The sequence below is a fragment of the Leuconostoc litchii genome (assembly GCF_008107645.1).
GTDB lineage: Bacteria > Bacillota > Bacilli > Lactobacillales > Lactobacillaceae > Leuconostoc > Leuconostoc litchii.
In genome coordinates this window covers 71,869-97,444 of sequence record NZ_SDGY01000008.1, presented here as the reverse complement: position 1 = coordinate 97,444, position 25,576 = coordinate 71,869, and the positions used below count along the sequence as shown (strand labels likewise).

The window sequence follows — 25,576 nt, the reverse complement described above, 5'->3', positions numbered from 1 at the left end:
TCCTTTAATTTAATGAGACCATTATACCATGCTAAGTAAATTGTTTATCTAAAGCAACATAAAAACCACACTCATCTATGTGAGCGTGGTTTGTTTAAACTTAGTTAGTAACAGTGGTCTTTTCAACAATGGCTGAGATAACAACTTTACCATCGACTAAGTCTGCACTCAAGGCCTTTTCACCTGGATTATCCAAATAAAAATCTGTCACTTGGTCACGGATTTGTTGCTCAATTACACGACGTAATGGTCGTGCACCTAAGGCTTCATCATAACCATCTTCAATCAAATGATTTTTAACTTCATCAGAGACGTGTAATGTCAACTCTTTTTTAGCTAATGTCTTGTTTACATCATCTAGCATTAAATCAACAATTTGCTTCAAATCTTCCTTAGTTAACGTACTAAACTCAATTACACCGTTAAAACGATTTAAGAACTCAGGACGGAAATAAGGCGCTAACTTGTCAAGCAACTCTTGTTTTTCGTTGCTTGAACCATGTCCAAACCCAGCATTAGATGTTGCTATGATTACTGTATTTTTAAAGTTAACAACATTCCCCTGACCATCTGTCAAGCGACCATCATCCATTACTTGCAGTAATAACGTTAATACTTGTGGATTGGCCTTCTCAATTTCATCAAGTAAAACAATTGAGTAAGGGTTACGACGAACTTTTTCGGTTAATGTATTGCTGTTGTCATCATAGCCAACATATCCAGCAGTTGTACCAATTAACTTAGATACCGCTGTCAAATCTGAATATTCACTCATATCCAAACGAACAATGTTATCTTTGCTACCAAACATGTCCAAAGCTAGCTGCTTTGCTAACTCAGTCTTCCCAACACCAGTTGGTCCGACAAACAAGAACGAACCAATTGGTCGGTTCCCCTCATCAAATCCCGCACGGTTACGGCGAATGGCTTTAGCGACCATACTTACAGCCTCATCTTGACCAATGACTTTACCCGCTAGACGATCACCAATTGTCTTCAAACGTTCAATGTCTGATGCACCCATCTGTGCCACAGGAATACCAGTCAAACGCTCTACTGATTCAGCTACATCATTTGGTGTTGCTTCAACTTTTTTAGTTTCATCAGCATTTTCAAGCTTCTTTTCCAAGTCTGCAATTTGATTCTTATATTTCAAAGCTGCCTCAAAGTCTTCATCAGCAACTGACTTTTCTTGCTTTGCTTTAATATCAGTCATTTGCTTTTCTAAGCTAACTTTATCTGTCACTGGGTTTTTAGCTGACAGATGAGCGGCCGTCATATCAAGCAAATCAATTGCTTTATCCGGCAGCGAACGCTGTGGGATATACTGCACCGCATAATCCACCGCCGCCTTCAATACATTCTCAGGCAGTGACACATGATGGTGCTTTTCATATAACTTTGCAATACCCTTTAGGATTTCAAGAGTGTCTTTTGGTGATGGTGCGTTTACAGTCACTTCATTAAAACGACGAGCCAAAGCTGCATTCTTCATAATCGTGTTGCGATACTCATCTTGTGTTGTCGCACCAATGACTGAAATCTCTCCACGACTCAAAGCAGGTTTAATAATATCAGCTAACCCTTTGCCACCATCTTCACCACCAGTCGATCCAGCACCAAGAATCTGATGAATTTCGTCAAAGAACAGGATAACATTACCAGCTTGTTTAACTTCTTTCATCAAGTTCTGAATGTTTTCCTCAAAGGCACCTCGGAACTGAGTACCAGCTTCAAGGCTAGAAATATCGATGCTGTAGATTTCTTTGTCTTTAATTGCAGCAGGTACATCCCCATTGACAATTGCTTGTGCCAAACCTTCAACAACTGCTGTCTTACCAACACCAGCATCTCCAACTAACACAGGATTATTCTTTGTACGGCGTCCCAAAATTTCAGCTGTCTCTTGAATTTCTTTGTTACGCCCGATAACTGGATCGAGTAGTCCATCACGGGCTTCTTGTGTTAGATTGCGACCAAGCTTGGCTAGCATTCCTTCTTGTTTAACTTGTCCGGGTTGCTGCATCTGTTGCATTGGTTGTTGTCCATTAGCAATTTGACCATTCTGAACACTTTGCGCGCCTTGTGGCAATCGACCCGTTTGTCGATACTGTGCGAATTCTTCGGGTGTTACTTCTCGGCCATTAATCAAATAACGACGATTCTCAGAATTAACACCATTCATATTGCCCATCATGTTATTAAAAATATCATTCATGTCTGATCCAAACGGATCGTTATTAAAAAAATTATTGTTAGCCATAGTCTAAAATCTCCTTTTAGTTTTCTATGTGCTTGTGCTTACCCCAAGCACGTCTATCATTCATCAAAATAAAGTTTTTCTAATTCCCTTAACACTTCCCACATTTGTTTGTGTTGTACTTTTGCCAAAGCATCTAAATCACGCATATTTAAACTCGTAGCATCTGATTGCGTTTTATTGAACGACTTATGAATTGTCGTATACCCATAACCAGATTCCTTCGCTACACGGTAAATTGTTAGTGAATTATCATCTAAGTAAGCCTTTATATCAAATCTCATTACTAATCGCCATCCTATTCAGTCTGACCCCGCACACGATTGTGCACAAAGTCGTTAATAAAGTTTCTGCGTTTAATCATTTATCCACATCTCCTTTAACTTAAGAGGTCTTTGAGGCACATCTATCATTTTTCTTGTTCCTCTCTATATGTATATTATAACACATATTTGTTATAACACAAATGTGTTATAAACTGGTTGAAAAATATATATGAAAAGCTACTTTCAGCAATGTACGATTCCAGACAACATGCTAAACTAGAGTGTACTGGAGAGAAATATGGCAAAAACATCTTATCAACTTACCTTACCTACAGAAATAGTTAATGAACTACATCTAGAACATAATCAGTTGCTTAATCTGACACTTAGAAACGGCCAACTAATTCTGCAACCTATCAATAATCCTAATGAGAATCAAACTCTGTCGTTGCGCCACTTTTTAATGCCATCTATTTTCATGGCAGTTATCTTTACAGTTTATGCACTTAATCAACAAATGTTTCGAATACCTCTTGGTGGGGATAAATCTATCGCAAGTGCCGTCATTATATTAAGTGAAGTCAGTGGCATTTTGATGTTCCTTGTAACCTATATTCAGCAACAGCGAAAACAAATTGATCAACTACGGCGCAAGACTAGTTGGCGTGTATTGCCAGCTCTAACCGTAGCCTTCGTTATTATTTTAGCTTTCATTACATCAGGATTTTTTTGGGCGATTAATTACCTCTTTCAGACCGCATCATTTGATTTATTCACTTCTATTGCGCTTTTTACGATGTTCAATAGTATTGTTAACTTTTTGATGATTTACTCGGCACTATCAATTTCAACTTTATTTATCACTTCTATCTTTGTCATAACTATCATAGGCGGTGTATTGACTGCAATGGTCACTAATAGTTCCCGCATGTGGTGGCAATATAATTTAAGCTTTCTGGGGACAGAAAATGCCTTAGATTCATGGCAATTCAACGCAACCCTAATTCTAGCTGGTTTAATTTGGATTGCATTGGTTGATTATTTATTTGTTCCATTGCAAAAAATTATGCGCCATAACAAACGTTTAATCACACTGCGTATATTACTAAACTTATCAGCTTTGGCATTAGCTGGTGTTGGTACTTTTCCAAACAATGCTGGGAAACTTCATATCTTACATGACCAGATGGCTAATTTTTTAATCTATTTTATTTTAATTATGATGTTAGGCAATAAATGGTTATTACCCAAAGCACCGCAAGAATTCAAATTCACTTCTTACATTATTTTTGCAATTTTAGTTGTTAACATGGCTTTATTCCAATGGATTGGCTATTTGTCATTAACAACCTTTGAAATTATTGCTTTTGTTTTAGCTTTAAGTTGGATTCTTTTGCTATTTCAAAATATCTATCGACTCTATTACCACACTTACCAAACATTCGTTATACCAGTTTCTTAAATTTTCATACTATCATGTTATGATGGTTATACAACAACGAACCTTGGGCATTGCAATGCAGAAAGATGAATATGACAGAACAAAAAAAACGACCTTATCAAAAAAGCAACAATGGTAGTGGTAAAAAAACATACTATGGAAAAAATTTCGATCCACGCAAATCTGGAGATACACGTCGCAACACAGGCGATGGTGTTAATGTCCGTATCGGGCAAAACTTCCCATTAACCATTAAACGTCTGGGTATTAACGGTGAGGGTATTGGCTATTTCAAAAGAAAGATAGTTTTTGTGCCTGGTGTTTTACCTAACGAAGTAGCCGTGGTTAAAGTGACTGAAGTAGAGCCAAAGTATATTGCCGCAAAGGTATTAAAGATACGTGAAAAATCTGCGGATAGAGTCAAGCCACTTGACGAATTTGCAGATAACGTAGGTGGATTTGAACTTGAGCATATGAATTATTCAGCACAATTACGCTTTAAAAAGGACGTCTTAGTGCAATCACTTGAAAAATTCCAGCCTAAAGGTTGGTCGGACTATGACATACGAGAAACCATAGGCATGGAAAATCCTTACGGATACCGCAACAAGGCACAGTTCCCGATTCGAAAAATTGGTAATGAATTAAGCGTAGGTATGTATAAGCGCGGTAGTCATGAATTAGTTGATTTACCAGTTGTACGCACACAAACTCCCGCTACAATGAAAGTTATGCGTACTGTTCGTGAGTTGCTCGATAAGCTGTCTGTCTCAATATATAATGAAGATAAAAATCGTGGCACGGTGAAAACTATTGTTGCTCGTGTATCTCATACAACTGGCGAAGTTCAACTCACATTTGTCACAAATACAGATGGTTTTCCAGGTGATACCGCCTTAATCGAAGCAATCAACAAGGCTCTGCCAGAAGTCACTGGAATTTTCCAGAACTATAACCCCGGTCGTACTAGCTTAATTTGGGGTGAAGAGACGCTCAAACTTTGGGGTAAGGACTACATTGAAGAAACAATTCTTGGAAAAATTTTTCAACTGTCACCTCGTGCTTTCATGCAATTAAACCATACGCAAATGTCTGTAGTCTACAATCAAGCGTTGTCAGCACTTGATTTAACACATGCCGATAAGCTCGTTGACGCTTATGCTGGTGTTGGAACAATTGGTCTGTCCTTAGCTGACAAAGCCGGTGAAGTTCGTGGTATGGAAATTATCCCCGAAGCAGTTGATGATGCGAACCACAATGCCGCACTAAATCATATCAATAATGCTAAATATGAAGTTGGCACAGCTGAAAAACTTTTCCCTAAATGGCAAGCGCAGGGCTGGGTAGCCGACGCTCTTGTTGTAGATCCACCACGTACTGGATTGGATACTGCATTACGTCGTGAAATTTTGCGGACACAGCCCGAAAAATTTGTTTATATTTCATGTAATGCATCTACTTTAGCTCGTGATTTGGTTGATTTATCAAAAGCTTATCAAGTTGACTACATTCAAAGTATTGATATGTTCCCTCAAACTGCCCGTTGGGAAGGCGTTGTTAAATTAACAAAACGTCAAAAATAAAGAGACCTTACTTATGGAATAAACCTAATAACTTAAACCGAATAAAATGTCCAGAATATTATGATATCAACATGCCATGCAACGTCAAGTTGGTTCACCTGATAATGTTATGTAATTGCTTTTTGGGGCTAGCATTCTAGAAAAATAATCTTCTACGACCGCCACTTTCTGTTGAAAAATATTTTTTATCCTAAATAAAAAGCTCCAAGAAATTTAGACATAACCTAAATTTCTTGGAGCTTTTCACTACTGTACTATTTTTTTATGTAACTCATTAAAGGTCCCACGATATGAATAATAATACACTAAGACATAAATAGGGATAAAAATGACCGTGACAAGCAATAGTGGTTTCCCTAACATTATCCAGTTATTGCTTGATTTTGCATCCGCAATAATGTATCTGAATCCAATAATGCCTATTACACCATCTAAAAAGCCTATTAATAGTGGCGGAAAAAACAAAATGCCAATTTCTTTTTTCATGACCATTAAAATTTGATCCAAGCTGTATCCAATACTATGAGCTGTTTTATATTCAGCGGCTACCTTCAACTGCTCAATACGTGAAGTAAAGTATAAAACAGTTGTGACACTAATAAATAATAATATGGCGATTAACGTAATCATTAGAAATGTTGGACTATTGGCATGCGTAATTTCTTGGTTTTTCTTGTACGAACTAATCATATCAACATGGAGATTATCTATGTAGGATACCAGAGATTTATTATTACGTAATTTCTTGCTATTAATACTGTAAACTGAATACTTATTACGACTCACATCAACTATTTGAGAAAAATATTCATCACTCACAACAACAGTAGTAACGCTATTAACAAAAGCAAAAGGATTATTATTAGTTGTTTGATTAATCATTAACTTTTGATGTAAATTCGATAATTCAATGGTTGTTTTTTCTTTCTCTTCTCCTGATTTTGTATAGTAATTGACCATTACTGCCTTGTCTTTTTGAACCTTTTTTAACAAAGGTCTATTTTGCTCTTTCAATATTCGATTATAATTACTACTTGATATGATATCAATGTAATTAAAAGAACGTTTAGCATCAACCTGCAATGGTTTCCCTATTTTTTCTCGTAATACAATGCTATGTGTAACCTGTGCGTGATAACGAGATTTAATGTTATCTACCTGCTTTTTATTCAAGACATTTTTTTTAGTAATTACAGTTTCCACACTAGACGGTACAATTCTTTTAGTCGCTTCAAATGGATAAGAAAGTGTCATAATGGTAATACCTAACACTAGGATAGTTGCTGCAATAAGCAAACTAATAGTGGTTAATAACTTCCCTCTTTGTCTCACTTGATGAATCATCCTAGGTAAAACCACATTATTTATCTTACGATACAATAAATTTTTATGCTTTATTTGCAAATCTAATACCATAGGTAATGTAAAATTAATGACCATGACTGTTCCAAACACTATTAATGCTATCGTCACTAGCATTACTGGATAGAATCCCACATCGTCCCAAATCGAGTTGGGGCGAGTAAATAAATTTAATATTAATGCATAAGACAATATAATAAATGTAAAACCGATCGTTGCACCCAAAGGGTGTTTTCTGATTTTCTTATCTTGTTGCACCTTAACTTGTAATAGTTTGACCAAACTTCCCCGAAAAAGAATACATACTTCGAAAAATATAATTGCACTCACTACAACGAATAGAATCAATATTTTCGATACTACATGACTGCTGAAAGTCATATGATAAATATTAATATTTAACTTTATAAACTTAATTAACATCGTTCGTATAGCGATATACGAAATCAATCCAATCGGAACAGACAAACAAAAAGAAACAAAACTTAATAATATATTTTCTAACGATACAATACTTATGATTTTTGATTTTCTAAATCCTAAAATTGTGTAAATACCCAATTCTTCTATGCGTTGTTTTACAAAGAAATTATTGAAATACACAAAGTAAAAAATGATAAATATAATATAGAAAGCTGAAACCACATTAGCCATAGACTGTATGTTAGCATCTTCAGCTAATCTCTTAATAATTAGCTGATCATTTCCAAAAAATTGAAGCATACAAAACAAACTAAAAATTAGCACTTGTGACAAAATGTACATTATATACAAGCTGAAATTGTGCTTAATATTACGATAGCTCATCTGAAAGATCACTTTGTATCACCTCCATACTAGTCATAACATTAGCTAACTCTTTTTGAAATTCTTTTTGTGAGACGTTTTCTAACCTATTTATTTCTTTTTCAATAACGCCATCTTTTAAAAATACTACTCTCTGCGCGTAACTAGCCGTATATGGATCATGTGTCACCATTAAAATAGTAGTATTTAAATTTTGATTGATTTTTGCTAATTGTTGCATGATAATCCGTGTTGCGTTTGAATCTAGTGCCCCTGTGGGTTCATCTGCAATAATAATTTTAGGCTTTTTTATAATGGCTCGAATGATTGCGATTCTTTGTTTTTGTCCACCAGATAACTCATGTGGATAATGATCAAGGTATTCTTTAAGTTGAAACTTTTCTGAAAGATCATCAATCATAACATCAATATCTTGTGGTTTAGTTTCTATTAATGAAAGTGATAATGCAATATTTTGACGTGCTGTTAAACTTGCTAATAATTTGTAATCCTGAAAGATAAATCCCAATTTATTTTTTCGAATCTCCGCGCCTCGGCGTTCATTTATTTTAGACACATCCTCATTATCTAAGAGAATTGTACCACTGCTTATGTTATCCAGTGTTGACAAACTATTTAATAAGGTTGTTTTGCCAGAACCAGATGCACCCATAATCGCAACGAACTCTGTTTCTTGCACCGAAAAATTAATATTATTCAAAACTGGTTTGTTACTCCCCAAATAGTATTTCATAACATTGTGTGCTTCCAAAATCATAATGTTCCCCCTATCAATTGTCATTATTTTCCCCTTGTAAGCTTCATTTGTTTAGTGATTAACTACACAAATAAAGCTTACACTTTTTGAGCCTTAACATCAATCCTATAAAAATTAACACATTTTATTGATTTTATTTTAATTAAACAATAGTCAAAGTGATCTTGACTCACATTTACTATATCGAACAATAATTATTTTTCCGTTTTTTCAGTAATTGCTTTGTATTTTCATAATTTCATCTTATTTGGTTGGATCAAACTCTAGACAAACAATAACTATAGGACACAAATGCACTCGATAACTTATACCTGAACAAAAAACTCAATGGTTTTGTCACCAACTATTTATCGGTAACTAACCATTGAGTATGTTAATTAATTTATTCTATTTTGTCCATATTTTTTTGCTATCTTCAGTTAATTGAAAGATTCGTTTTTATTAAAACTGATCTTTCAATAATTGACGAATTTCTGCCAAACTTGGTTGACGAGGATTTCCAGGCGTGCATTGATCATTGTAAACTAAATCAATCATCTTTTCTAACTTTGCATCAAAGTCATGCTTTGAAACACCGTTACCAGATAGTGTTTGATTGACACCCACTGATGCAGCTAACTTCTTGATTTCTGCAATCAATACATCGACCAATTCCGCATCTGTTTCACCTTTCAAACCTAAGTAACGCGCAATATCAGCATAATCTTTTTGTGCTGTATAGGTTTCGTAACGTGGATATGGTGTGCGCTTTACGTTTCCTGTCACCGCATTGAACTTAATCACATGTGGCATTGCAATAGCGATTGCCATACCGTGAGGTAGTCCGAATTCTCCACCAGTCTTGTGTGCTAATGAATGGTTAAGGCCTAAGAAGGCATTGGCAAATGACATACCAGCTAATGTTGAAGCGTAGTGCATCTTTGTGCGAGCATTTTGCCCTTCTTTAGTTGAGTTCTTAGGATCATAATTGTATGAGTTTGTTAAGTTATCAAAAATTAACTTAATAGCTTGCAATGCCCAAGGGCGTGTAAATTCCGAAGCCATGACTGACACATATGATTCCAAAGCATGTGACAAGGCATCTAATCCAGACCATGCTACCGTATGTTGTGGTACGGTCATAACAAATTCTGGATCCACAATTGCAACTTCTGGTGTTAATTCATAATCAGCCAATGGATACTTGACATGTGTTTCGTCATCAGTAATAACAGCAAATGGTGTAACTTCTGATCCAGTACCTGAGGTGGTTGGAATGGCAACCATTTGCGTCAAACGTGCATGGTAGAACTTAACAATTCGCTTACGAATATCCATAAACTTTTGTTGTAGTTCTAAGAACAAATCCTTAATAGCATCATTATCTTCTAAAATACCTTCATGACGTGTTGAGTATTCATACAAGAAACGACCGATCTTACCGGCATCAAGTGCTGAACCCCCCCCTAGTAGGATAACTGTATCTGGCTTGAAATCTGCCATTTGGCGGGCAATTTCCACAGCTTGTGACAAAGTTGGGTCAGGCTTAACTGAACCATAGATATTTGTTTCAACCTGTTCTTGACGTAACTCAAGTTGACCTAATACCCTGCTAACAAAACCAAATTGGACCATACCAGGATCAGCAACAATAAATGCACGGTTTACAGTAGGCAAATCTTGTAAATAAGTAATGGCGTTAGCTTCATAGTAAACTTCCTTAGGTAAACGAACCCATTGCGGACGGTTACGGCGACGAGCCACGGTCTTAATGTTAAGTAAGTCGTATGTTGATAAGTTATGAGACAATGAATTCTTCCCCCATGATCCGGTACCAAGTGTCAACGATGGACGCATAGCATCTGTATAAATATCTCCAACACCACCGATTGAGTCCGGTTGGTTAACTAAAATACGTGATGCACCAATGGCGTCAGCATACTCTTTAATGAATGGATCATCTTGTGAACCAATTTGAATTGCTGCGTTATGTCCTGCACCTTGATAGTTCAACAATGATTGAACTGTTTCAATAGCTTCTTCACGCTTTTCAACTTTATAAATCGACAATAATGGTGACAACTTTTCTGAAGATAATGCTTCACCGATATTCTTCTGGTCCAATTCGAACAAAAGTACATCTTTATCATCAGGAATCTTTACGCCGGCTTGCTCAGCAATCCAGCGTCCCGACATACCAGCAACAGGGCCAGCAATGCCATAGCCCTCTGCATTGGGCTTAAAAACATAATCAGCAATTTTCTTGTAGTCTTTCTTAGGAACAAGGTATGCACCTTGTTCTTGTAACTTAGTTAAAATTTCGTCATAGATTGGTGCTTGAATAACGGCTGAGTTTTCTGTGGCACAAATCATGCCATTATCGAAACGCTTTGATAGCAACAAATCGGATACTGCACGATCTGTGTCAACCGTTGCATCTATATAAACTGCACCATTTCCAGCACCGACACCCATTGATGGATTTCCTGACTTCAAAGCTGCGTTAACCATTGATGGTCCACCGGTGGCCAAGATTGAAGCAATGTTTGGATTTTGTATCAGGGCACTTGTGCCATACAGTGATGGCTTTTCAATCCATTGAATAAAATTCTTTGGCGCACCTGCTTTAACCGCAGCATCGTAAACGATTTGAGCAGCAAGTGCAGATGATTTTTGAGCTTGAGGGTGGAAAGCAAAAATAATTGTGTTACGTGTCTTTGCTGTCAACATTGACTTGAATATTGTTGTCGATGTAGGGTTGGTCGTCGGTACGATACCAGCCAAAACGCCAAGTGGAGCTGCTAATTCGGCCTTCCCTTGAATCTTATCTTCACTGATAACACCCACTGTCTTATCAAATTTAATAGCATTGTACACAGATTCTGATGCAAAGCGATTTTTCGTATCTTTATCTTCCACAACACCGCGACCTGTTTCGTCATGCGCTGCGTGAGCTAATAGCAATGAATTTTGCGAGCCAGCTAACGCCATAGCCGCAACAATTTTATCAACTTGCTCTTGAGAAAATGTTGAAAATTCGGCCAATGCTTTTTGTGATTTTTCGACCAAACCTTCAGTCATTTTTTCTGCTTGTGTTTGTAATTCCGCTTTTTCTTCAGGTGTTAATACCTTTTTTGCGGGCTTTTTTGCAACTGCTTCTGCCATAATTTCACGCTCCTTTAATTGCTCATTTATTAACAATATAAGTATATATCATCTTTGTTAAAAAAGCAACAAGTTTTATTTTTCTTTGCAAACAGTTGATATAAAGCCTTTTGTTAGCGCTATCACCCTTTTTATTTAATTGTTTGTTAAATCACATAAAGACTTAAAAAATCATGTCTCACAGAGTATGAGGCATGATTTTGAAATATTTTATATTTTGATTAGCTAAATACCATACCACCATCAACAATTAACGTTTGCCCTGTAACATAGTTGGAATCTTTACTTGATAAGAAAGATACGACATTGGCAACGTCTTCTGGCTCGCTCAATCGCTTCATCGTAATTCCTTCAGAGAATTGCTCCATACCCCATTCGTCGCTCTTACCAGCATTTACAGCAACTTCATGTGCAATGTCTTCCATCATAGGCGTCTTAACAATTCCTGGTGCAAAAGCATTAACGGTAATGCCAAATTCTGCTAATTCTCTAGCAGTTGTTTGTGTAATACCACGAATTGCAAACTTTGTTGATCCATAAGCAGTTAAATTAGGATTTCCTTGTACACCTGCTTGAGATGTCGCATTGATAATCTTACCACCATGTCCAAACTCTTTAAACGCTTCTACGGCTGCCTGCGTACCCCAGACAATACCATTAACATTAATACCCCATGTCCAATTCATATCGTCTTCGGTCACTGACATAATTGGCGTTGTGGGTGCAACACCAGCATTATTAACAATAACGTCGAACCCTTTAAATTTTTCTTTAGTTTCTTTTACAGCTGCGAATACTTCGTCACGTTTAGCCACGTCCGCTTTGATAGCAATTGCTTCACCACCATTTCGATTAATCTCATCTGCAACATTTTGGACTTTTCCCAAATGGCGGCCCACTAACGCTACCTTAAATCCATCTTTTGAAAGACGTTCAGCAATCGCTTGACCTATTCCTTGACCAGCTCCAGTTATCAAAGCAACTTTATTTTCAGACATTGTTCTTTTCCTCACAATTAGATAATAGATTCATTTTATACCTTCTTTGTGATTTTGTAAACTTTCTTACAATACTTTGCTTAATGTTATAATAAAAAGACAATGAATTAAGGACAAAAACACACTATGTACTATATAGACGGCCAATTTTATCAATTGGGATATAAACAGAAAATAAGCTTCTTTTTTATTTCTTTAATTATTAATTCGTTTGGAAACGGCCTCAGTGTGGCCAGCGCTATGGGATCTGCACCTTGGACCGCTAGCGCTGCTAACTTAGCTAATACGACTGGTTGGCAAATCAGTGTATTTCTCGCTATCACAGCAATATCTGTAGCCTTTCTTAATATGTGGTTAGCCATGCATATTAATTGGGTACGTCTACTTGGCAATGTATTTTTTGGTATGTCTTTTAGTATCCTAGTAGGTGTCTTCTCAAATTATTTTATTTCCCTTGGCATCCGACAATTAGATTGGTGGTGGCGTATTCCGCTTGATTTATTCGGTATCTGGACAATCGGTGTCGCTATTTCAATTTATCAACGCGTGAATTGGATTTTACATCCATTAGATGATCTCACAAATATCCTACGTTTTGATTATTTTCGTGGCAATGCCAGCAAAGCACAAATGAGTAATTTTGCAGTTGCTATTGGTATTTCAGTTATTTGTTTTATAATCAGTCAACAGATTGTTGCTTTGGGTATTGGAACTGTCATCTCGTTTATGCTGCAAGGAAAGAATATTGCTTGGGCTGATAGACATATTTTCAAACGACTTGTACACGGTGACATTACTGGTCAATCATAAAAAAAGAAGACAATTAGTTGTCTTCTTTTTGTTTGTATGTCTGTGCCGCCCAATGATTAATGGGGCCAAATTTATGACCAACAGCAATCTCATGAGCGATAGCTGTTGTTGTAATATCATGAGCTATGCGAATAGCAGTCGCAATATCTTGCCCTTTACTAATTTCGGCAGCAATAGTAGCACTAAGCGTATCGCCCGTCCCGTTAATATGTGTCGTAATAAAGTACGGATGACGCAACCAAAATTCAGTCCCGTCAGCAAGTAAAACATAGTCAGCAACTTCATTTTGATTCTCTTGATTGTGCCATCCTTTGACAATCACATTTTGAACACCCAACGCTTGAATATCTTTCGCTGCAGCTACTTGCTGTTGTTCTGAATCAATAACCCTTCCCGTCAATAACTGTGCTTCAAAAAAATTAGGTGTCGCCACTGTTGCTAATGGTAATAATTGTTCTTTTAATGCCTTAAAAGCGGATTCCTTTAGTAATTGCGCACCATGCTTTGTTGTAATGACAGGATCAACTACTAAAGGTCCAAAATTATATTTTTGATAAGCTTTAACAACCGTTTCGATCAGTTTATCATCAGATAACATCCCAGTCTTACTAGCACGAATATGAAAATCATCAGCAAGAACCTCAAATTGTTTTTCAATGAATTCTAAAGGCAATGTTTCTGCAGCATGTATGCCATAAGAATTACCAGCTACAGCTGCAACTAGCACACTCATGCCATAGGTATTGCGGATAAAAAATGTATGTAAATCCGCTTGGAGTCCAGCTGAACCATCAGAATCTGAACCAGCAATTGTTAAAACTTGTGGAAAATCATTAATCATATTTAATCCTCTGCTTTCAAAAAAAACAGCCGAAGCTGTTTAACTAAAAATCTGTTTCGTTGTATGCTTGACAATCGGACTATTTAAAAGAAAATACGATATGCCAACTTGAATTGGGAACATAATGACGTTCTTAATCACACGTGGCGTGATAAACATCAAAAACGAACTCCAGTCATGAGCTGTGTGATACATAAGGACCAACCAAATGGAATTCAGTCCAATGTTAGTAACCAGCGATACTAATCCAACAGCTACCATCACTCGAACCCAACTATTAAAGTCGTGTTTGAAATAAGCCACTGAATATATAAGCGCACTAACCACGGCTGTCAAAGTAAATCCAATAAAAAAAGCACCTGGATTAATAATTGTTACTCCGACAATATCTAAAACGGCTGCGATGAGCATCGCCCATAACGGGCCATACCACTTAGCAATAAGGGACATTGTAACAAAAGCAAAACTAACTTGTAGTACATTAGTACCAACCGTTAGTCTACTTAAAACCATATGAAGTGCCATCAACAATGCTAGGACAACAAATTGGCGTGTATCTAACTTGGGAAAAACCCACATTCGTGTTGTGTTTTCCATTTACAGAACCTCCGATAGGAGTGTTCACCTTTTATAATGGTGAATGTGACTGATGCATCGCACAAGGGCAACTCCAAGTTACTCCAGTTGTTTCGTCAGTGGCTCACATTCCGTCTCCACCGCACTTAACGCGCATCAATCTACCCCGATTTTATTTGTCTCATCGACTTCATCATTGTACCATAAAGTAAAGCGAACGATTATATGAACATACAACGATTGTTCGTTAAATACTAAAAAACCTACCTGAACCAGGTATAATTTCAGTTATTCTGGTAAAATTATTTGTGTTGAAGGTTTATTTTCTTCAGAATGTTCGGATTGTTCTTGAATCATAAAGCTAGGATATAGTGTTAGAGACTTTTCCTCAAATCCTACCACCGACGAACCTAGAATGCGTGTAATCAACTCAAGTAATCGTTCAGGAAAACTATCTTTATCTATTTCTTCAATTTCTGGCTTTAAAGACTGTTGATACATATTCATATGCAAATTAGGTATCAATGCATATTCACGGCCAATCATATTGGCCCATTCTTCAAAGATTTCACTAGAAACTTCTTCATCTTCATGAGCTAGCGGCATAAAATTAACGCTGAAAGTGTTCGCTGATTCCCCCTCTTCATCAAATTGTTCTTGTGTGATTTCATTGTTGGTTAGTTCTTTAGCATACTCAAAGTCAAAAACGCGACGTTCATCAAAAATGTGAATAAAGCCAGCAGTTGCTTGCGTAGCATCATCTGAATCTGCAACACGTAAAATACGATCTCGTTGTCCATTAAAAAGTTGTTGTGTGTAGTAAGCCATTATTTTCTCCAGTATTCCTATTATTTTATATTTTAACATATTAATCTAACAAAAAAGAGCACCTACCGGTACTCTCAATCGGATTAGTCTATTTACATCTTCTCTTCAAGTTCCACATTAGGATACTTGTCATGGAACCAGTTAAGCGCGAACTTGTTCTCAAACAAGAATACTGGTTGATCATAACGATCCTTAACTAATAGATTTCGCGAAGAACTCATTTTTTCATCTAATTGCTCTGATTTTATCCAACGTGCGACCTTCGAACCAATTGGCTCAAATTGAATTTCCACGTTGTATTCATTTTCCATGCGAAATTGGAAAACTTCAAATTGCAATTGTCCAACGGCACCAATAATATAGTCACCACCGTTCCAAGATTTATAAAGTTGAATAGTTCCTTCTTGGACTAACTGCTCAATTCCCTTGTGGTATGACTTTTGCTTCATGACATCTTTAGCAATCACACGATTAAATAATTCCGGAGTGAACGTTGGCAAATCAGGAAAATGAACCGTTTTTTTGCCAGAATAAATTGTATCCCCTATTTGGAAATTACCAGTATCATAAACACCAATAATATCTCCTGACACCGCAGTTTGAACATTTTCACGCTCCTCAGCCATAAACTGAGTCACATTTGATAGTTTCAACTTTTTACCACTTCGTTGTAACATAACATCCATACCACGCGTAAATTCACCACTTACAATACGTACGAAAGCAATACGATCGCGGTGACGCGGATCCATGTTGGCTTGAATTTTAAAAACAAATCCACTAAATTGTTCGTCTTCTGGCACAATCATTTTTTCATCGACTGTGGCCATAGCTGCTGGTGCTGGCGCATAATTCAAGTATTCACGCAAAAATTCAGTCACACCAAAATTGACTAAAGCTGATCCGAAAAATACTTGTGTCAATTGACCATGAGCAATTTTATCTTCATCAAATTCGTTTCCTGCATCACGAAGCAGCTCGATTTCATCCATCGCTTCATCAACAATTTCAGTATGTGTTGTAGCATTCTTAAAGGGCACAAGTTTATCATCTTGTAAGTCATAAATACCTTGCAAAACTTGCCCTGAACCAACTGGCCAGTTCATTGGATAAGCTTGAATTCCCAACACCGTTTCCAATTCATCAACCAAATCAAGTGCTGGGCGTGCATCACGATCGATTTTGTTAAAGAAGGTAAAAACCGGAATCCCACGTTGCGAAACAATCTCAAATAATTTCTTAGTTTGTGGCTCAATACCTTTGGCAGCATCGACGACCATAACAACTGAATCTACAGCCATCAACGTACGATAGGTATCCTCTGAAAAATCTTCATGTCCAGGTGTATCCAAAATATTAATCCGTTTACCTTCATAATCAAACTGTAAAACAGAAGATGTGACAGAAATACCACGTTGCTGCTCAATTGCCATCCAGTCAGACGAAGCCAATTTATTTGAGCCACGTCCTTTAACAGTTCCAGCTTCGCGAATAACACCGCCATGCAATAATAATTGCTCCGTCAACGTTGTTTTACCAGCATCCGGATGAGAAATAATAGCAAAAGTACGACGATTTTTTAATTGTTCTTGAAAGTTTTCCATAATACCTAGTTTACCTGAAAAACCGACTAATCGCTAGTAACTAATAATATGTTTTCCATGTTTCACGTGAAACATTTTATACTACACATTATTTTTGGACGGCTTTTTCGTATTCAAAACTATTGTCTGCCACATTTACAGCACTAATGCGACTCAAAAACTCTTTCAAACGCGGTGATTTTGGATCATCAAAAAATGAAGTCGGTTCATTTTGTTCAACTACTAATCCTTTATCCATGAAAACAACTTTATCAGCCACATCACGAGCAAATGCCATTTCATGTGTTACAACAATCATAGTTTTCCCTTCATCTGCTAGGTGCTTAATAACTTGCAAAACATCTGCCACCAACTCCGGATCCAATGCACTAGTTGGTTCATCTAACAAAATAATTTCTGGATTCAGCGCAGCTGCTCTAGCAATACCAACACGCTGCGCCTGTCCTCCGGATAATTGACTAGGATAATGATTAGCATACTGCTGTAAACCCACTTTTTTCAATGCCTCCGTTGCTCGACGTTTTGCCTCTGGCTTAGACACCTTATGACCTATGATGAGACCTTCCTCAACATTTTGAATCGCAGTTTTGTTAGCAAAAAGATTAAAATTTTGAAACACAAAACCCATTTTCCGACGTAATTTTTTGATGTCAGACGGAGTTGCCGACTCAATATTTATTTTTTGATCGTCAAAAGTAATTACACCGGAATCACCAGGGGTTAAAAAGGCTAATCCTCTCAAAAAAGTAGTTTTACCAGAACCTGAAGGACCTAGTAGAGCGACCACATCGCCTTGATTAACTTCAATATCAATCCCCTTTAAAACCTCATGCTGGTGATATTTTTTTTTGAAATTTCTGACTTTTAACATATTATCTTATCCTCCTTATACAGCTTTAACGCGCAGTTTATGGCGACTTAAATAACGTTCTAAATATCTAAATATAATTTGCAACAACGTCCCTAAAATAAAATAAATGATAAAAATATCAATATACGCTTCAGTATAGTTGTAAGTATACGAGGCTGCCGTTTTCGCAACGGCCGTCACCTCTTGTACCGTCATCATGAAAGCCAGCGAGGTACCTTTTAAAATATTCAATGTCAAATTACCAATATTGGGAATTGCTGAGACCAACGCCTGTGGAATAATAATACGATAATACGCTTGTATCGGTGACAAGCCAACCATTAAAGCAGCTTCTTTTTGACCAGGGTCAATTGTCAAAATGGCTGATCGAAACACTTCTGACAAATTAGCGATAGCTATTAAAGAAAAAACAATAATTGCGTAAATGACTGGGTTAGTATCAAATACTTTGATATGCCAATGTAATTTCTGATTCATAATAACATTGAGAAAACTTGGTAATGTGCTATAAAACAGCAAAATGAGTAAAACCATTGGTGTGGCTCTCATTAGAGACGTATAAACTACAGCTAAAGGATAAAGTATACGAATTTTTCGAATTTTAATCCATGCTAGTAAAAATCCTAGCGGTAATCCAATCAATACCGATGCACTCGTAATCAGCACTGTCACCGGAATTGCTCTAACAGCAGCCCAAAACGTCTGAATTAAAAATAGTATATTCATGCAACTACCTCCGCTGATTTGGATGCAATCGTATGACCTTTACCTAAATATTTTTCTAAATACTTTGCGCTTTGCTCAATAATGACAAACAAAATCCAATAAATAATAGCAAGCGCTAGATAGGTTTCTAACGAGTGATGTCCAAAGTTTCTGGAAATTAAATTATCCCCAGCACCCATCATATCCAATAAGCCAATCACATACGCTAAGGCAGCATCCTTAATTAACGCAGCAACAGTATTAGCGAAATTGGGTAAAGCTACAACAATTGCTTGCGGTAACGTAATACGATAAAACGCTTGCCATTCTGATAATCCTACCATCAATGCAGCTTCTCTTTGTCCAGTGTTGACAGATAAATAAGCAGATTTAAAAACTTCGGCTAAATTAGAAGCAAATAGTAGAGACAAAGCAATAATGACAAATATAGATTTTTGCCAATCGTTAATATTGATGTTCAGGGATAGCAATAGTAATTTAGGCAATCCATAGAATACCAAAAACAATAGAACAATTGGAGGTGTTGAACGTAATACAAAAACATATCCTTGAGATACTGTACGCCATACTTTAGATGAACCCAGTTGACCTCTAGCGATTATCACCCCTAATAACGAACTAAAAATAATCGATAAAATGATAATTAGCAGAGTCACTGGTAAGTAAGGTAACACCTGACCAAAGACAGATAGAAAAAATTTAAAACTAAATGGTGGCATTTTGACTCCTTAATTTTGAAACACTATTTATCTCCGACAAAGTCCCAAACGTTTTCTTTAAAATATTTTTGTGACAGCTTTTCTAGTGTGCCATTTTTCTGTAATTTTTTAATTGCTTGATCATACTCTTTGGAAAAATTAGTATTATCACTATTTGAGCGACTAATAATGGGATAGGTTTTAATACCTTTATAGGGCACGTAAGCCAATTTATCTGCCGAACTATGGTAAGCGCCGTTACTTTTAACAACAGAGTTTTGATAGTTGACTTTAACATCAAAATAGGCATCGTAACGTCCTTCTAATACCCAATTATATGCATCCCCAACCGTGAATTGGTCAGCTGATTTTAACGCAATTTTTTCATTAGGATGCTCTTTATTCCATGCTTGTACGACAGCATACTGTCCATTTTGTGGTGAAATTGGCACTAACTTACCTGACTTTTTTGCAAATTCAGCAAATGATTTATAATTATCATCCTTTCTGTAAGTAATACCTATAATAGATGCACCAACTGCTTGTTTAGGTAAGATGTATTTTTTTGCACGTTCTTTAGTCCACCAAGCACCCTTAACCCCAACATCATATTTTCCAGAATCCAAACCAACTAATAAATCTTCATCTGATGTTGGATGGTATTTAAATTTATAATCAGGCAAAAGCTTATCAACTGCCTTCAAAACATCAACTTCGTATCCTTGTGATACGCCATCCTTAACATAATCATAGGGCACATAGTTTTGTGTATGGGCCACATTAATTGTCCTGACTTTTTTCGTTGCGGATTGACTGCTATCAGCATTAAGATGGCGAATCGTTAAACCCCCACCAATAACTACAACTGCTACCACGACACCAATAATCCCTTTTTTATTTACCATTTTCTCTTCTCCTCGTTAAATGGCAGTTGCATGTACTGCCGCCACTGCCCACTTCAAGTGATCAATCGAAATATCGCGTGGTACAGTACAGTCTGCACCTACTATGACACGACTCTTATCCACATCAGCTAACAACTCATGAACCGCTGTTTCTATATCTTCTTTTGTTCCTTGATATAAGACATCTTCAATAGTATTTCCAAAACCGCCCAACACAACCTTGTCTTTAAATATTTGTTGCCCTTGCTGTAGAGAAACACCCTCTACATTGACAGCCCAGTTAACAATGGGTAAATCATAATCTTTAAACCATTCCAAATGATTACTCGTACCACTAAAACCACAGATATGTAGAATGCTAATATCACTCACAGATTGGATAGCCTTGATTACTGTCAAATCTACTTCTTTTTGAATATCATCAAACAGTGCCTTTGTATATTTTGGACTTTGAAGTTCCTGTGTACTGTAATACACACCGTCAGCACCGCCTTCTGACACAACTGCCTTAATTTGTTTAATCACGCTATTTGCCAATATACCCAAAATATGTTTAATTTCTTCAGGATATTTAATAAACCAATCTGCTAGTTGCTCATCTCCCTTAACAGGTTCTTCTTTTTCTGCATCATATAACGCCCATTTCAAGAGTGTGATTGGTGAAAAAATATTATAAAATCCTTTTCTTGAACCAATAACATTTTTTTGTTCCTGTACTAACTTCACTTGTTCAGTAAGCCATTTATCGTCATCTGATATGGTTTGGATTGTACGTAATTGCTCAAAATTTTTTGGGTCTTCAACATGCTTAAAAGGCACGTTAAAATAACCGTCACTCATTAACTTAACAAAATCAGGTGCAACTTCTTCAACATATTTTTGATGTCCTTGAATATTAATAGAAGCAATCCTTGGATTAACGAGTGCATCAACAGTTTCATCATCAGCAAAGTGTCGCCAAAAACTAACTGGTATTTTTTCTGTTGGATTTAATAATACATTTTGTTGCTTACTCATGGAAACTCACCTTTTCACTTTCTTCCTGTACTGCTTGTATTGCCCATTTTAAATGGCTATTATCAATATCTCTGGGTACTGTACAATTAGCGCCTATAATTAAATTATCTTGACCTGTATCCTGAACTAAATGCTTAACAAATTGCTGTATTTCTGTTTGTGTCCCTTGATACAAAATGTCTTTATCTGTATTGCCAAAGCCACCTAGTACAATTTTGTTAGGAAAAAGCTTTTTCCCTTCACGCAAAGAGATACCTTCTTCATCAACTGACCAATTAATAATTTCTACCGGATAATCTTTAAACCAATGAATATTGTTTCTAGCACCACCATTGCCACAAATATGCAAAATGTTGGTTGCTGCTAGTTCATGGGCAGCTTTTAAAACTTGCTGGTCAGTCTTAGCCACAAACTCATCAAAATCTTTCTGTCCTAAACGGGCATCTTGAATAACTTGCGTACTGTAATAAATACCATCAGCGCCAGCCGAAATTGCGGTTTCAATTTGCTTAATGACATCTAAGGTAATTACTTGTAACGCTTGACTGACATTTTCACTATCATTTAGAATGGCATCAGCAATCTTCTGATCCGCTTTTTGCTTATCATAATAACCGTTGTCATTTTTCACTAACGCCCATTTAAGCAAGGTTGTGGGTGAAAAAATATTGTAAAAAGACGCACGTTCTCCAATAACTTTTTTTTGCTTGCGAATTAGTTCTGCCGTTTTAATCAGCCAAGGATTGTCATCTGTAATCGGTAATAAATTATCATAAACTGTTCTCGTGTTACTAGTATTTTTCTTTCTAAACTTGTAATGAAACAATCCGTCGCTCATCAGCTTCACAAAGTCTGGCGAAATTGTATCCACCAATTTTTTCGTTCCTGCAATAGTACGGTCAATAATTTCAGGATCTTGGAACGCATCCAAGTCAACACCCGAAGATGCTGAAAAATGATACCAAAAACTTACCGGCACGTGATTATAATGATTAGTAAAAATTTCTTTTTTTGTATTGACCATGTGATCTCCTTAATCTTACTCATCTAAAAATAATATTAAGCTTCACATTCGGCTCTGTGCTATTCCTAAACCCTTTAATATAACTAATCTATTTTTAGTTATCAAACAGTGCATATTGATGATCTCCTTTATTCCATACAACAAAAAAACGCAGCCTTGAATGAACAAAGCTGCGGGACGAAATTACCGTGTTACCACCCGTTTTCTGCATACTATTACTAATATACACTCACCAAGTACGGAAAAGACAATGCTCTCGATACTCTGACACTGTAACGGGTGTACCCGAATAACATTTACCATAATACTGGCTCACATCATTATTAACTCCAAGACCATTTTCCTAGTCGTGCTGATACCAACTTTCACCGTACGTTAGCTCTCTATACAATCAGTTTAACAAGTACTTATCTTTTCAACGTCATATGTTTAACTCATTTTATACTATCCATTCTCTAATGTCAAACACTTTTATTTTTAATTTTTAAATAACTAATTTAAAAAATAAAAACGTACAAGCCAAAGCTTGTACGTTTTTTACCAAATTCATCACACTTTAATTATGCCGAAAATACCAAGTATAAGGAACAATGCACCTACTATAATTCTATAGTACCCAAATGCCTTAAAGTCATTATTCTTAATATAGTTCATCATAAACTTAATCGCAAACCAAGCAACAAGCCATGAAACAACAAAACCTGTAACCATAACTAAACTTTGCATCCCGGAAAATGAATTTCCTTTTAGGAAGAAAGAACCCATTTTTAGAATCGTCACACCAATCATAACCGGAATGGATAAGAAAAATGAAAATTCTGCTGCAGCAAAGCGTGAAGCACCTAAAATAATTGCACCTAGAATGGTTGCACCGGAACGAGAAGTTCCTGGAACTATTGATAATACTTGGAACAGCCCAATATATAATGCCAGTTTGAAGGTGATTTGATTCACATCGGTAATGACTGGCGCAATACCTTTTTGACGGTTTTCAATTAAAATAAACGCGATACCATAAATGATAAGTGTTGCCGATACAACCCAATGGTTCGACAAATGTGCGTCCATGAAATCATTCAAAGCAAATCCAGCTACCATTGCAGGTAATACACCAACAATCACTCGAACCCACAGACGCCAAGTTTGGAACTTTTCACGATCCGTCTTCTTGGTCGAGAATGGATTTAATTTGTCAAAATACAGTTGGATGACGGCAAAAATAGCACCCAATTGAATCGAATAATCAAATACTGATTTAAATGAATTGGTCCAGACGCTACCGCCTGGAATTTTCATTAATGATTCTGCTAAAATAATATGACCAGTTGAAGACACCGGCAGAAACTCCGTTAGGCCTTCAACAATACCAATAATTATTGCTTTGATAATATCAAACATGATAATAGAGCGTGAATAATTGACTCATGTTTCACGCATCTCCTTCCGATATAGAATATATTTATTTTATCATACTTGACTATTGCTTTTTAGATTTTCACATGGTATTATATTTGATGTTGTGAAACACGATATTTTGGTCAGCTAGCTCAGTTGGTAGAGCAACGGACTCTTAATCCGTGGGTCCAGGGTTCGAGCCCCTGGCTGACCACTAATAAACCACTAAACAATTGTTTAGTGGTTTTTATATTTTTTTGTTTTAGCCAGATCCTAGAACCTTGTTAACTACCTTATATATCAGAACAGAATATTTAAAAAACGCATTACATGCAGTAGACTTGCCCTGTAATACGTTTTTTTAACTCCCTATAAGTAATTGTGCGGTTTAAGGTTTAAGACCCTGACATGATTAATAAACTACGACATTCTATATTAACACCGATCCAACTATTTTTTAATTGATAATATGCTGCCCTAATTCTTGTAATATACGAATTGCATTTTTCTCAAAAAACTTGGCTCCTGTGATAACGACACCATCATCTGCTTTAAATTGAGAATTGTGTGCACTAACTGTTTCGCCATTTCCAATATTAACATATACACCGGGGGTAGCAACTTGATAGCATGCAAAATCGTCACTGGCTAAGTGCTTCTCTTGCTCATATACCAACGCAAATTTACTTGTCTCGTCTTTAACAATTTCTGCTAACTGAGCATCATTATTTACAGATGGATCACCATCATACCACTCTATGTCCGCAGCAACTTGATGAGCTTTGGCAGTGTACTTTGTTACATCAAAAAAACGTGACTTAATCTTTTCTCTAAGCGCTTTGTTTGCTGTGCGAACTGTCCCTTCAAAAAAAGCCTCTTCAGGTAAAATATTCCAGGCATTTCCTGCGCTGACATGTGTGATGCTGAGAACCCCTGCTGAAAAAGGATCTGTATTTCGACTTATTATGGACTGAAGTGCACTAATTTCAGCACCCAACGCAACAATGGGATCATAACCTTTTTCAGGTGCAGATGCATGTGTCCCTAAACCATGCAATGTCACTTTGAATTTATCAATGGCTCCACTAACAATACCTGCTCGAACACCCACCTCATTTGTCGCATAATTTGAATTATTATGGAAACCTAAAACAGCATCAACACCTTGCAACTGCCCATCGTGAATAACTTGTAGCGCACCCTCCTTGTCCTCTTCTGATAATTGAAAAATAAGTTTGACTTTACCTGCTAGTTGACTTTCTTTTTGTTTCAATAAGTATGCACCACCTAATAATGCCGCTATATGGGTATCATGCCCACATGCATGCATAACACCAGATATCTTGGAACTAAACACCTCTCCTGAGTTTTCATGGATCGGCAGTGCATCAATATCCGCTCGTAATCCTACGACAGGGCCGTCGTTTGTCCCGATTTCTGCAAAAACACCCGTTTTTAAGTTAGTCGGTAGAATTTTTATGCCCCAACTCTGGAGAATTTCTTTAATTTTAGCTGTTGTGCGTACTTCATTATCAGCTAATTCTGGGTATTGATGAAAATAATGTCGATACGCAACCAATTGTTTTTCTAACTCTTCCTTGGAAAATGATGTCATGTTCTAAATCCTTTTTTATTCTTAATTTTTTACGATATGCATTAATAC

At 36.6% G+C, this 25,576-nt stretch carries 21 protein-coding genes, 1 tRNA gene, 1 pseudogene, 1 riboswitch and 1 other annotated feature; of the genes and pseudogenes, 4 read left to right on the top strand and 19 right to left on the bottom strand.

Going from position 1 to position 25,576, the window contains the following annotated elements; all coding sequences use genetic code 11:
• Positions 1–100: 100 nt before the first annotated feature.
• Both ESZ47_RS08820 and ESZ47_RS08815 read right to left on the bottom strand, forming a co-directional pair.
• On the bottom strand, positions 101–2,263 hold the full coding sequence (locus ESZ47_RS08820) for an AAA family ATPase (protein WP_148606618.1): 2,163 nt from the start codon (positions 2,261–2,263) through the stop codon (positions 101–103).
• A 56-nt stretch (positions 2,264–2,319) separates the two neighbouring features.
• Positions 2,320–2,544 carry a hypothetical protein gene (locus tag ESZ47_RS08815; protein ID WP_011679110.1) on the bottom strand — a complete coding sequence of 75 codons (225 nt, stop codon included), beginning with the start codon at positions 2,542–2,544 and terminating at the stop codon, positions 2,320–2,322.
• A gap of 280 nt (positions 2,545–2,824) precedes the next feature.
• On the opposite strand from ESZ47_RS08815, the gene ESZ47_RS08810 reads away from it, so the two are divergent.
• Positions 2,825–3,988 (top strand): AbrB/MazE/SpoVT family DNA-binding domain-containing protein, encoded by a 1,164-nt coding sequence (locus ESZ47_RS08810; protein ID WP_148606617.1) that lies wholly within the window; start codon positions 2,825–2,827, stop codon positions 3,986–3,988.
• A 71-nt stretch (positions 3,989–4,059) separates the two neighbouring features.
• Positions 4,060–5,550, top strand: a complete 1,491-nt coding sequence (gene rlmD / locus ESZ47_RS08805) for a 23S rRNA (uracil(1939)-C(5))-methyltransferase RlmD (protein ID WP_148606616.1) — start codon at positions 4,060–4,062, stop codon at positions 5,548–5,550.
• Positions 5,551–5,796: 246 nt separating this feature from the next.
• On the opposite strand, the gene ESZ47_RS08800 is transcribed toward rlmD, so the two are convergent.
• The 5 genes and pseudogenes from ESZ47_RS08800 to ESZ47_RS08785 all read right to left on the bottom strand — a co-directional run bounded on the left by ESZ47_RS08800 (position 5,797) and on the right by ESZ47_RS08785 (position 12,618).
• Positions 5,797–7,194 (bottom strand): hypothetical protein, encoded by a 1,398-nt coding sequence (locus ESZ47_RS08800; RefSeq protein ID WP_161595286.1) that lies wholly within the window; start codon positions 7,192–7,194, stop codon positions 5,797–5,799.
• 48 nt (positions 7,195–7,242) lie between these two features.
• Positions 7,243–7,566 (bottom strand): annotated as a pseudogene (locus ESZ47_RS09620) (FtsX-like permease family protein); the annotation flags it as partial.
• 139 nt (positions 7,567–7,705) lie between these two features.
• Positions 7,706–8,500, bottom strand: a complete 795-nt coding sequence (locus tag ESZ47_RS08795; protein ID WP_244307582.1) for an ABC transporter ATP-binding protein — start codon at positions 8,498–8,500, stop codon at positions 7,706–7,708.
• A 417-nt stretch (positions 8,501–8,917) separates the two neighbouring features.
• Entirely contained in the window at positions 8,918–11,620 is a 2,703-nt protein-coding gene (adhE, locus tag ESZ47_RS08790) for a bifunctional acetaldehyde-CoA/alcohol dehydrogenase (protein ID WP_148606614.1), read from the bottom strand.
• A gap of 221 nt (positions 11,621–11,841) precedes the next feature.
• Entirely contained in the window at positions 11,842–12,618 is a 777-nt protein-coding gene (locus tag ESZ47_RS08785) for a (S)-acetoin forming diacetyl reductase (protein WP_148606613.1), read from the bottom strand.
• Positions 12,619–12,744: 126 nt separating this feature from the next.
• Between ESZ47_RS08785 and ESZ47_RS08780 the strand changes: the two genes are divergently transcribed.
• Complete coding sequence (locus tag ESZ47_RS08780) at positions 12,745–13,428, top strand: DUF6198 family protein (protein WP_148606612.1); 684 nt, start codon at positions 12,745–12,747, stop codon at positions 13,426–13,428.
• 13 nt (positions 13,429–13,441) lie between these two features.
• Here the strand turns inward: ESZ47_RS08780 and thiD are convergent, their stop codons facing one another.
• The 11 genes from thiD to ESZ47_RS08725 form a co-directional block, all read right to left on the bottom strand.
• Positions 13,442–14,269, bottom strand: coding sequence for a bifunctional hydroxymethylpyrimidine kinase/phosphomethylpyrimidine kinase (thiD, locus tag ESZ47_RS08775; RefSeq protein ID WP_148606611.1), 828 nt, complete (start codon positions 14,267–14,269; stop codon positions 13,442–13,444).
• A 39-nt stretch (positions 14,270–14,308) separates the two neighbouring features.
• The gene (locus tag ESZ47_RS08770; RefSeq protein ID WP_148606610.1) at positions 14,309–14,866 is read right to left on the bottom strand and encodes a folate family ECF transporter S component; all 558 of its coding nucleotides are present in this window, start codon (positions 14,864–14,866) and stop codon (positions 14,309–14,311) included.
• 35 nt (positions 14,867–14,901) lie between these two features.
• A riboswitch (THF riboswitch) is annotated at positions 14,902–15,016 on the bottom strand.
• A 117-nt stretch (positions 15,017–15,133) separates the two neighbouring features.
• On the bottom strand, positions 15,134–15,673 hold the full coding sequence (locus ESZ47_RS08765; protein ID WP_148606609.1) for a hypothetical protein: 540 nt from the start codon (positions 15,671–15,673) through the stop codon (positions 15,134–15,136).
• A gap of 92 nt (positions 15,674–15,765) precedes the next feature.
• Positions 15,766–17,277 (bottom strand): peptide chain release factor 3, encoded by a 1,512-nt coding sequence (locus ESZ47_RS08760; protein ID WP_148606608.1) that lies wholly within the window; start codon positions 17,275–17,277, stop codon positions 15,766–15,768.
• Between the two features lie 88 nt (positions 17,278–17,365).
• The gene (locus tag ESZ47_RS08755; protein WP_148606607.1) at positions 17,366–18,148 is read right to left on the bottom strand and encodes an amino acid ABC transporter ATP-binding protein; all 783 of its coding nucleotides are present in this window, start codon (positions 18,146–18,148) and stop codon (positions 17,366–17,368) included.
• A 15-nt stretch (positions 18,149–18,163) separates the two neighbouring features.
• Positions 18,164–18,874, bottom strand: coding sequence for an amino acid ABC transporter permease (locus ESZ47_RS08750; RefSeq protein WP_148606606.1), 711 nt, complete (start codon positions 18,872–18,874; stop codon positions 18,164–18,166).
• The gene (locus ESZ47_RS08745; RefSeq protein WP_148606605.1) at positions 18,871–19,593 is read right to left on the bottom strand and encodes an amino acid ABC transporter permease; all 723 of its coding nucleotides are present in this window, start codon (positions 19,591–19,593) and stop codon (positions 18,871–18,873) included. The genes ESZ47_RS08750 and ESZ47_RS08745 overlap by 4 nt, the downstream gene beginning before the upstream one ends.
• Before the next feature lie 23 nt (positions 19,594–19,616).
• The gene (locus ESZ47_RS08740; RefSeq protein WP_148606604.1) at positions 19,617–20,477 is read right to left on the bottom strand and encodes a transporter substrate-binding domain-containing protein; all 861 of its coding nucleotides are present in this window, start codon (positions 20,475–20,477) and stop codon (positions 19,617–19,619) included.
• A gap of 15 nt (positions 20,478–20,492) precedes the next feature.
• A complete protein-coding gene (locus ESZ47_RS08735) occupies positions 20,493–21,494 on the bottom strand; it encodes a uroporphyrinogen decarboxylase family protein (RefSeq protein WP_148606603.1) in 1,002 nt (333 codons plus the stop codon).
• Positions 21,487–22,518, bottom strand: coding sequence for a uroporphyrinogen decarboxylase family protein (locus ESZ47_RS08730; protein ID WP_148606602.1), 1,032 nt, complete (start codon positions 22,516–22,518; stop codon positions 21,487–21,489). The genes ESZ47_RS08735 and ESZ47_RS08730 overlap by 8 nt, the downstream gene beginning before the upstream one ends.
• Positions 22,519–22,688: 170 nt before the next feature.
• Positions 22,689–22,946: a binding site (T-box leader), on the bottom strand.
• Positions 22,947–23,067: 121 nt separating this feature from the next.
• Positions 23,068–23,916 carry an undecaprenyl-diphosphate phosphatase gene (locus tag ESZ47_RS08725; RefSeq protein WP_148606601.1) on the bottom strand — a complete coding sequence of 283 codons (849 nt, stop codon included), beginning with the start codon at positions 23,914–23,916 and terminating at the stop codon, positions 23,068–23,070.
• 138 nt (positions 23,917–24,054) lie between these two features.
• On the opposite strand from ESZ47_RS08725, the gene ESZ47_RS08720 reads away from it, so the two are divergent.
• A tRNA-Lys gene (locus ESZ47_RS08720) sits at positions 24,055–24,127 on the top strand.
• 243 nt (positions 24,128–24,370) lie between these two features.
• On the opposite strand, the gene ESZ47_RS08715 is transcribed toward ESZ47_RS08720, so the two are convergent.
• A complete protein-coding gene (locus ESZ47_RS08715) occupies positions 24,371–25,528 on the bottom strand; it encodes an amidohydrolase (RefSeq protein ID WP_148606600.1) in 1,158 nt (385 codons plus the stop codon).
• Between the last annotated feature and the right edge of the window lie 48 nt (positions 25,529–25,576).

What these genes read in the sequence shown, in the direction of transcription:
- ESZ47_RS08820 (WP_148606618.1), bottom strand. Translation starts at nt 2,263, where the DNA reads ATGGCTAACAATAATTTTTTTAATAACGATCCGTTTGGATCAGACATG.
- ESZ47_RS08815 (WP_011679110.1), bottom strand. Translation starts at nt 2,544, where the DNA reads ATGAGATTTGATATAAAGGCTTACTTAGATGATAATTCACTAACAATT.
- ESZ47_RS08810 (WP_148606617.1), top strand. Translation starts at nt 2,825, where the DNA reads ATGGCAAAAACATCTTATCAACTTACCTTACCTACAGAAATAGTTAAT.
- rlmD (WP_148606616.1), top strand. Translation starts at nt 4,060, where the DNA reads ATGACAGAACAAAAAAAACGACCTTATCAAAAAAGCAACAATGGTAGT.
- ESZ47_RS08795 (WP_244307582.1), bottom strand. Translation starts at nt 8,500, where the DNA reads ATGACAATTGATAGGGGGAACATTATGATTTTGGAAGCACACAATGTT.
- adhE (WP_148606614.1), bottom strand. Translation starts at nt 11,620, where the DNA reads ATGGCAGAAGCAGTTGCAAAAAAGCCCGCAAAAAAGGTATTAACACCT.
- ESZ47_RS08785 (WP_148606613.1), bottom strand. Translation starts at nt 12,618, where the DNA reads ATGTCTGAAAATAAAGTTGCTTTGATAACTGGAGCTGGTCAAGGAATA.
- ESZ47_RS08780 (WP_148606612.1), top strand. Translation starts at nt 12,745, where the DNA reads ATGTACTATATAGACGGCCAATTTTATCAATTGGGATATAAACAGAAA.
- thiD (WP_148606611.1), bottom strand. Translation starts at nt 14,269, where the DNA reads ATGATTAATGATTTTCCACAAGTTTTAACAATTGCTGGTTCAGATTCT.
- ESZ47_RS08770 (WP_148606610.1), bottom strand. Translation starts at nt 14,866, where the DNA reads ATGGAAAACACAACACGAATGTGGGTTTTTCCCAAGTTAGATACACGC.
- ESZ47_RS08765 (WP_148606609.1), bottom strand. Translation starts at nt 15,673, where the DNA reads ATGGCTTACTACACACAACAACTTTTTAATGGACAACGAGATCGTATT.
- ESZ47_RS08760 (WP_148606608.1), bottom strand. Translation starts at nt 17,277, where the DNA reads ATGGAAAACTTTCAAGAACAATTAAAAAATCGTCGTACTTTTGCTATT.
- ESZ47_RS08755 (WP_148606607.1), bottom strand. Translation starts at nt 18,148, where the DNA reads ATGTTAAAAGTCAGAAATTTCAAAAAAAAATATCACCAGCATGAGGTT.
- ESZ47_RS08750 (WP_148606606.1), bottom strand. Translation starts at nt 18,874, where the DNA reads ATGAATATACTATTTTTAATTCAGACGTTTTGGGCTGCTGTTAGAGCA.
- ESZ47_RS08745 (WP_148606605.1), bottom strand. Translation starts at nt 19,593, where the DNA reads ATGCCACCATTTAGTTTTAAATTTTTTCTATCTGTCTTTGGTCAGGTG.
- ESZ47_RS08740 (WP_148606604.1), bottom strand. Translation starts at nt 20,477, where the DNA reads ATGGTAAATAAAAAAGGGATTATTGGTGTCGTGGTAGCAGTTGTAGTT.
- ESZ47_RS08735 (WP_148606603.1), bottom strand. Translation starts at nt 21,494, where the DNA reads ATGAGTAAGCAACAAAATGTATTATTAAATCCAACAGAAAAAATACCA.
- ESZ47_RS08730 (WP_148606602.1), bottom strand. Translation starts at nt 22,518, where the DNA reads ATGGTCAATACAAAAAAAGAAATTTTTACTAATCATTATAATCACGTG.
- ESZ47_RS08725 (WP_148606601.1), bottom strand. Translation starts at nt 23,916, where the DNA reads ATGTTTGATATTATCAAAGCAATAATTATTGGTATTGTTGAAGGCCTA.
- ESZ47_RS08715 (WP_148606600.1), bottom strand. Translation starts at nt 25,528, where the DNA reads ATGACATCATTTTCCAAGGAAGAGTTAGAAAAACAATTGGTTGCGTAT.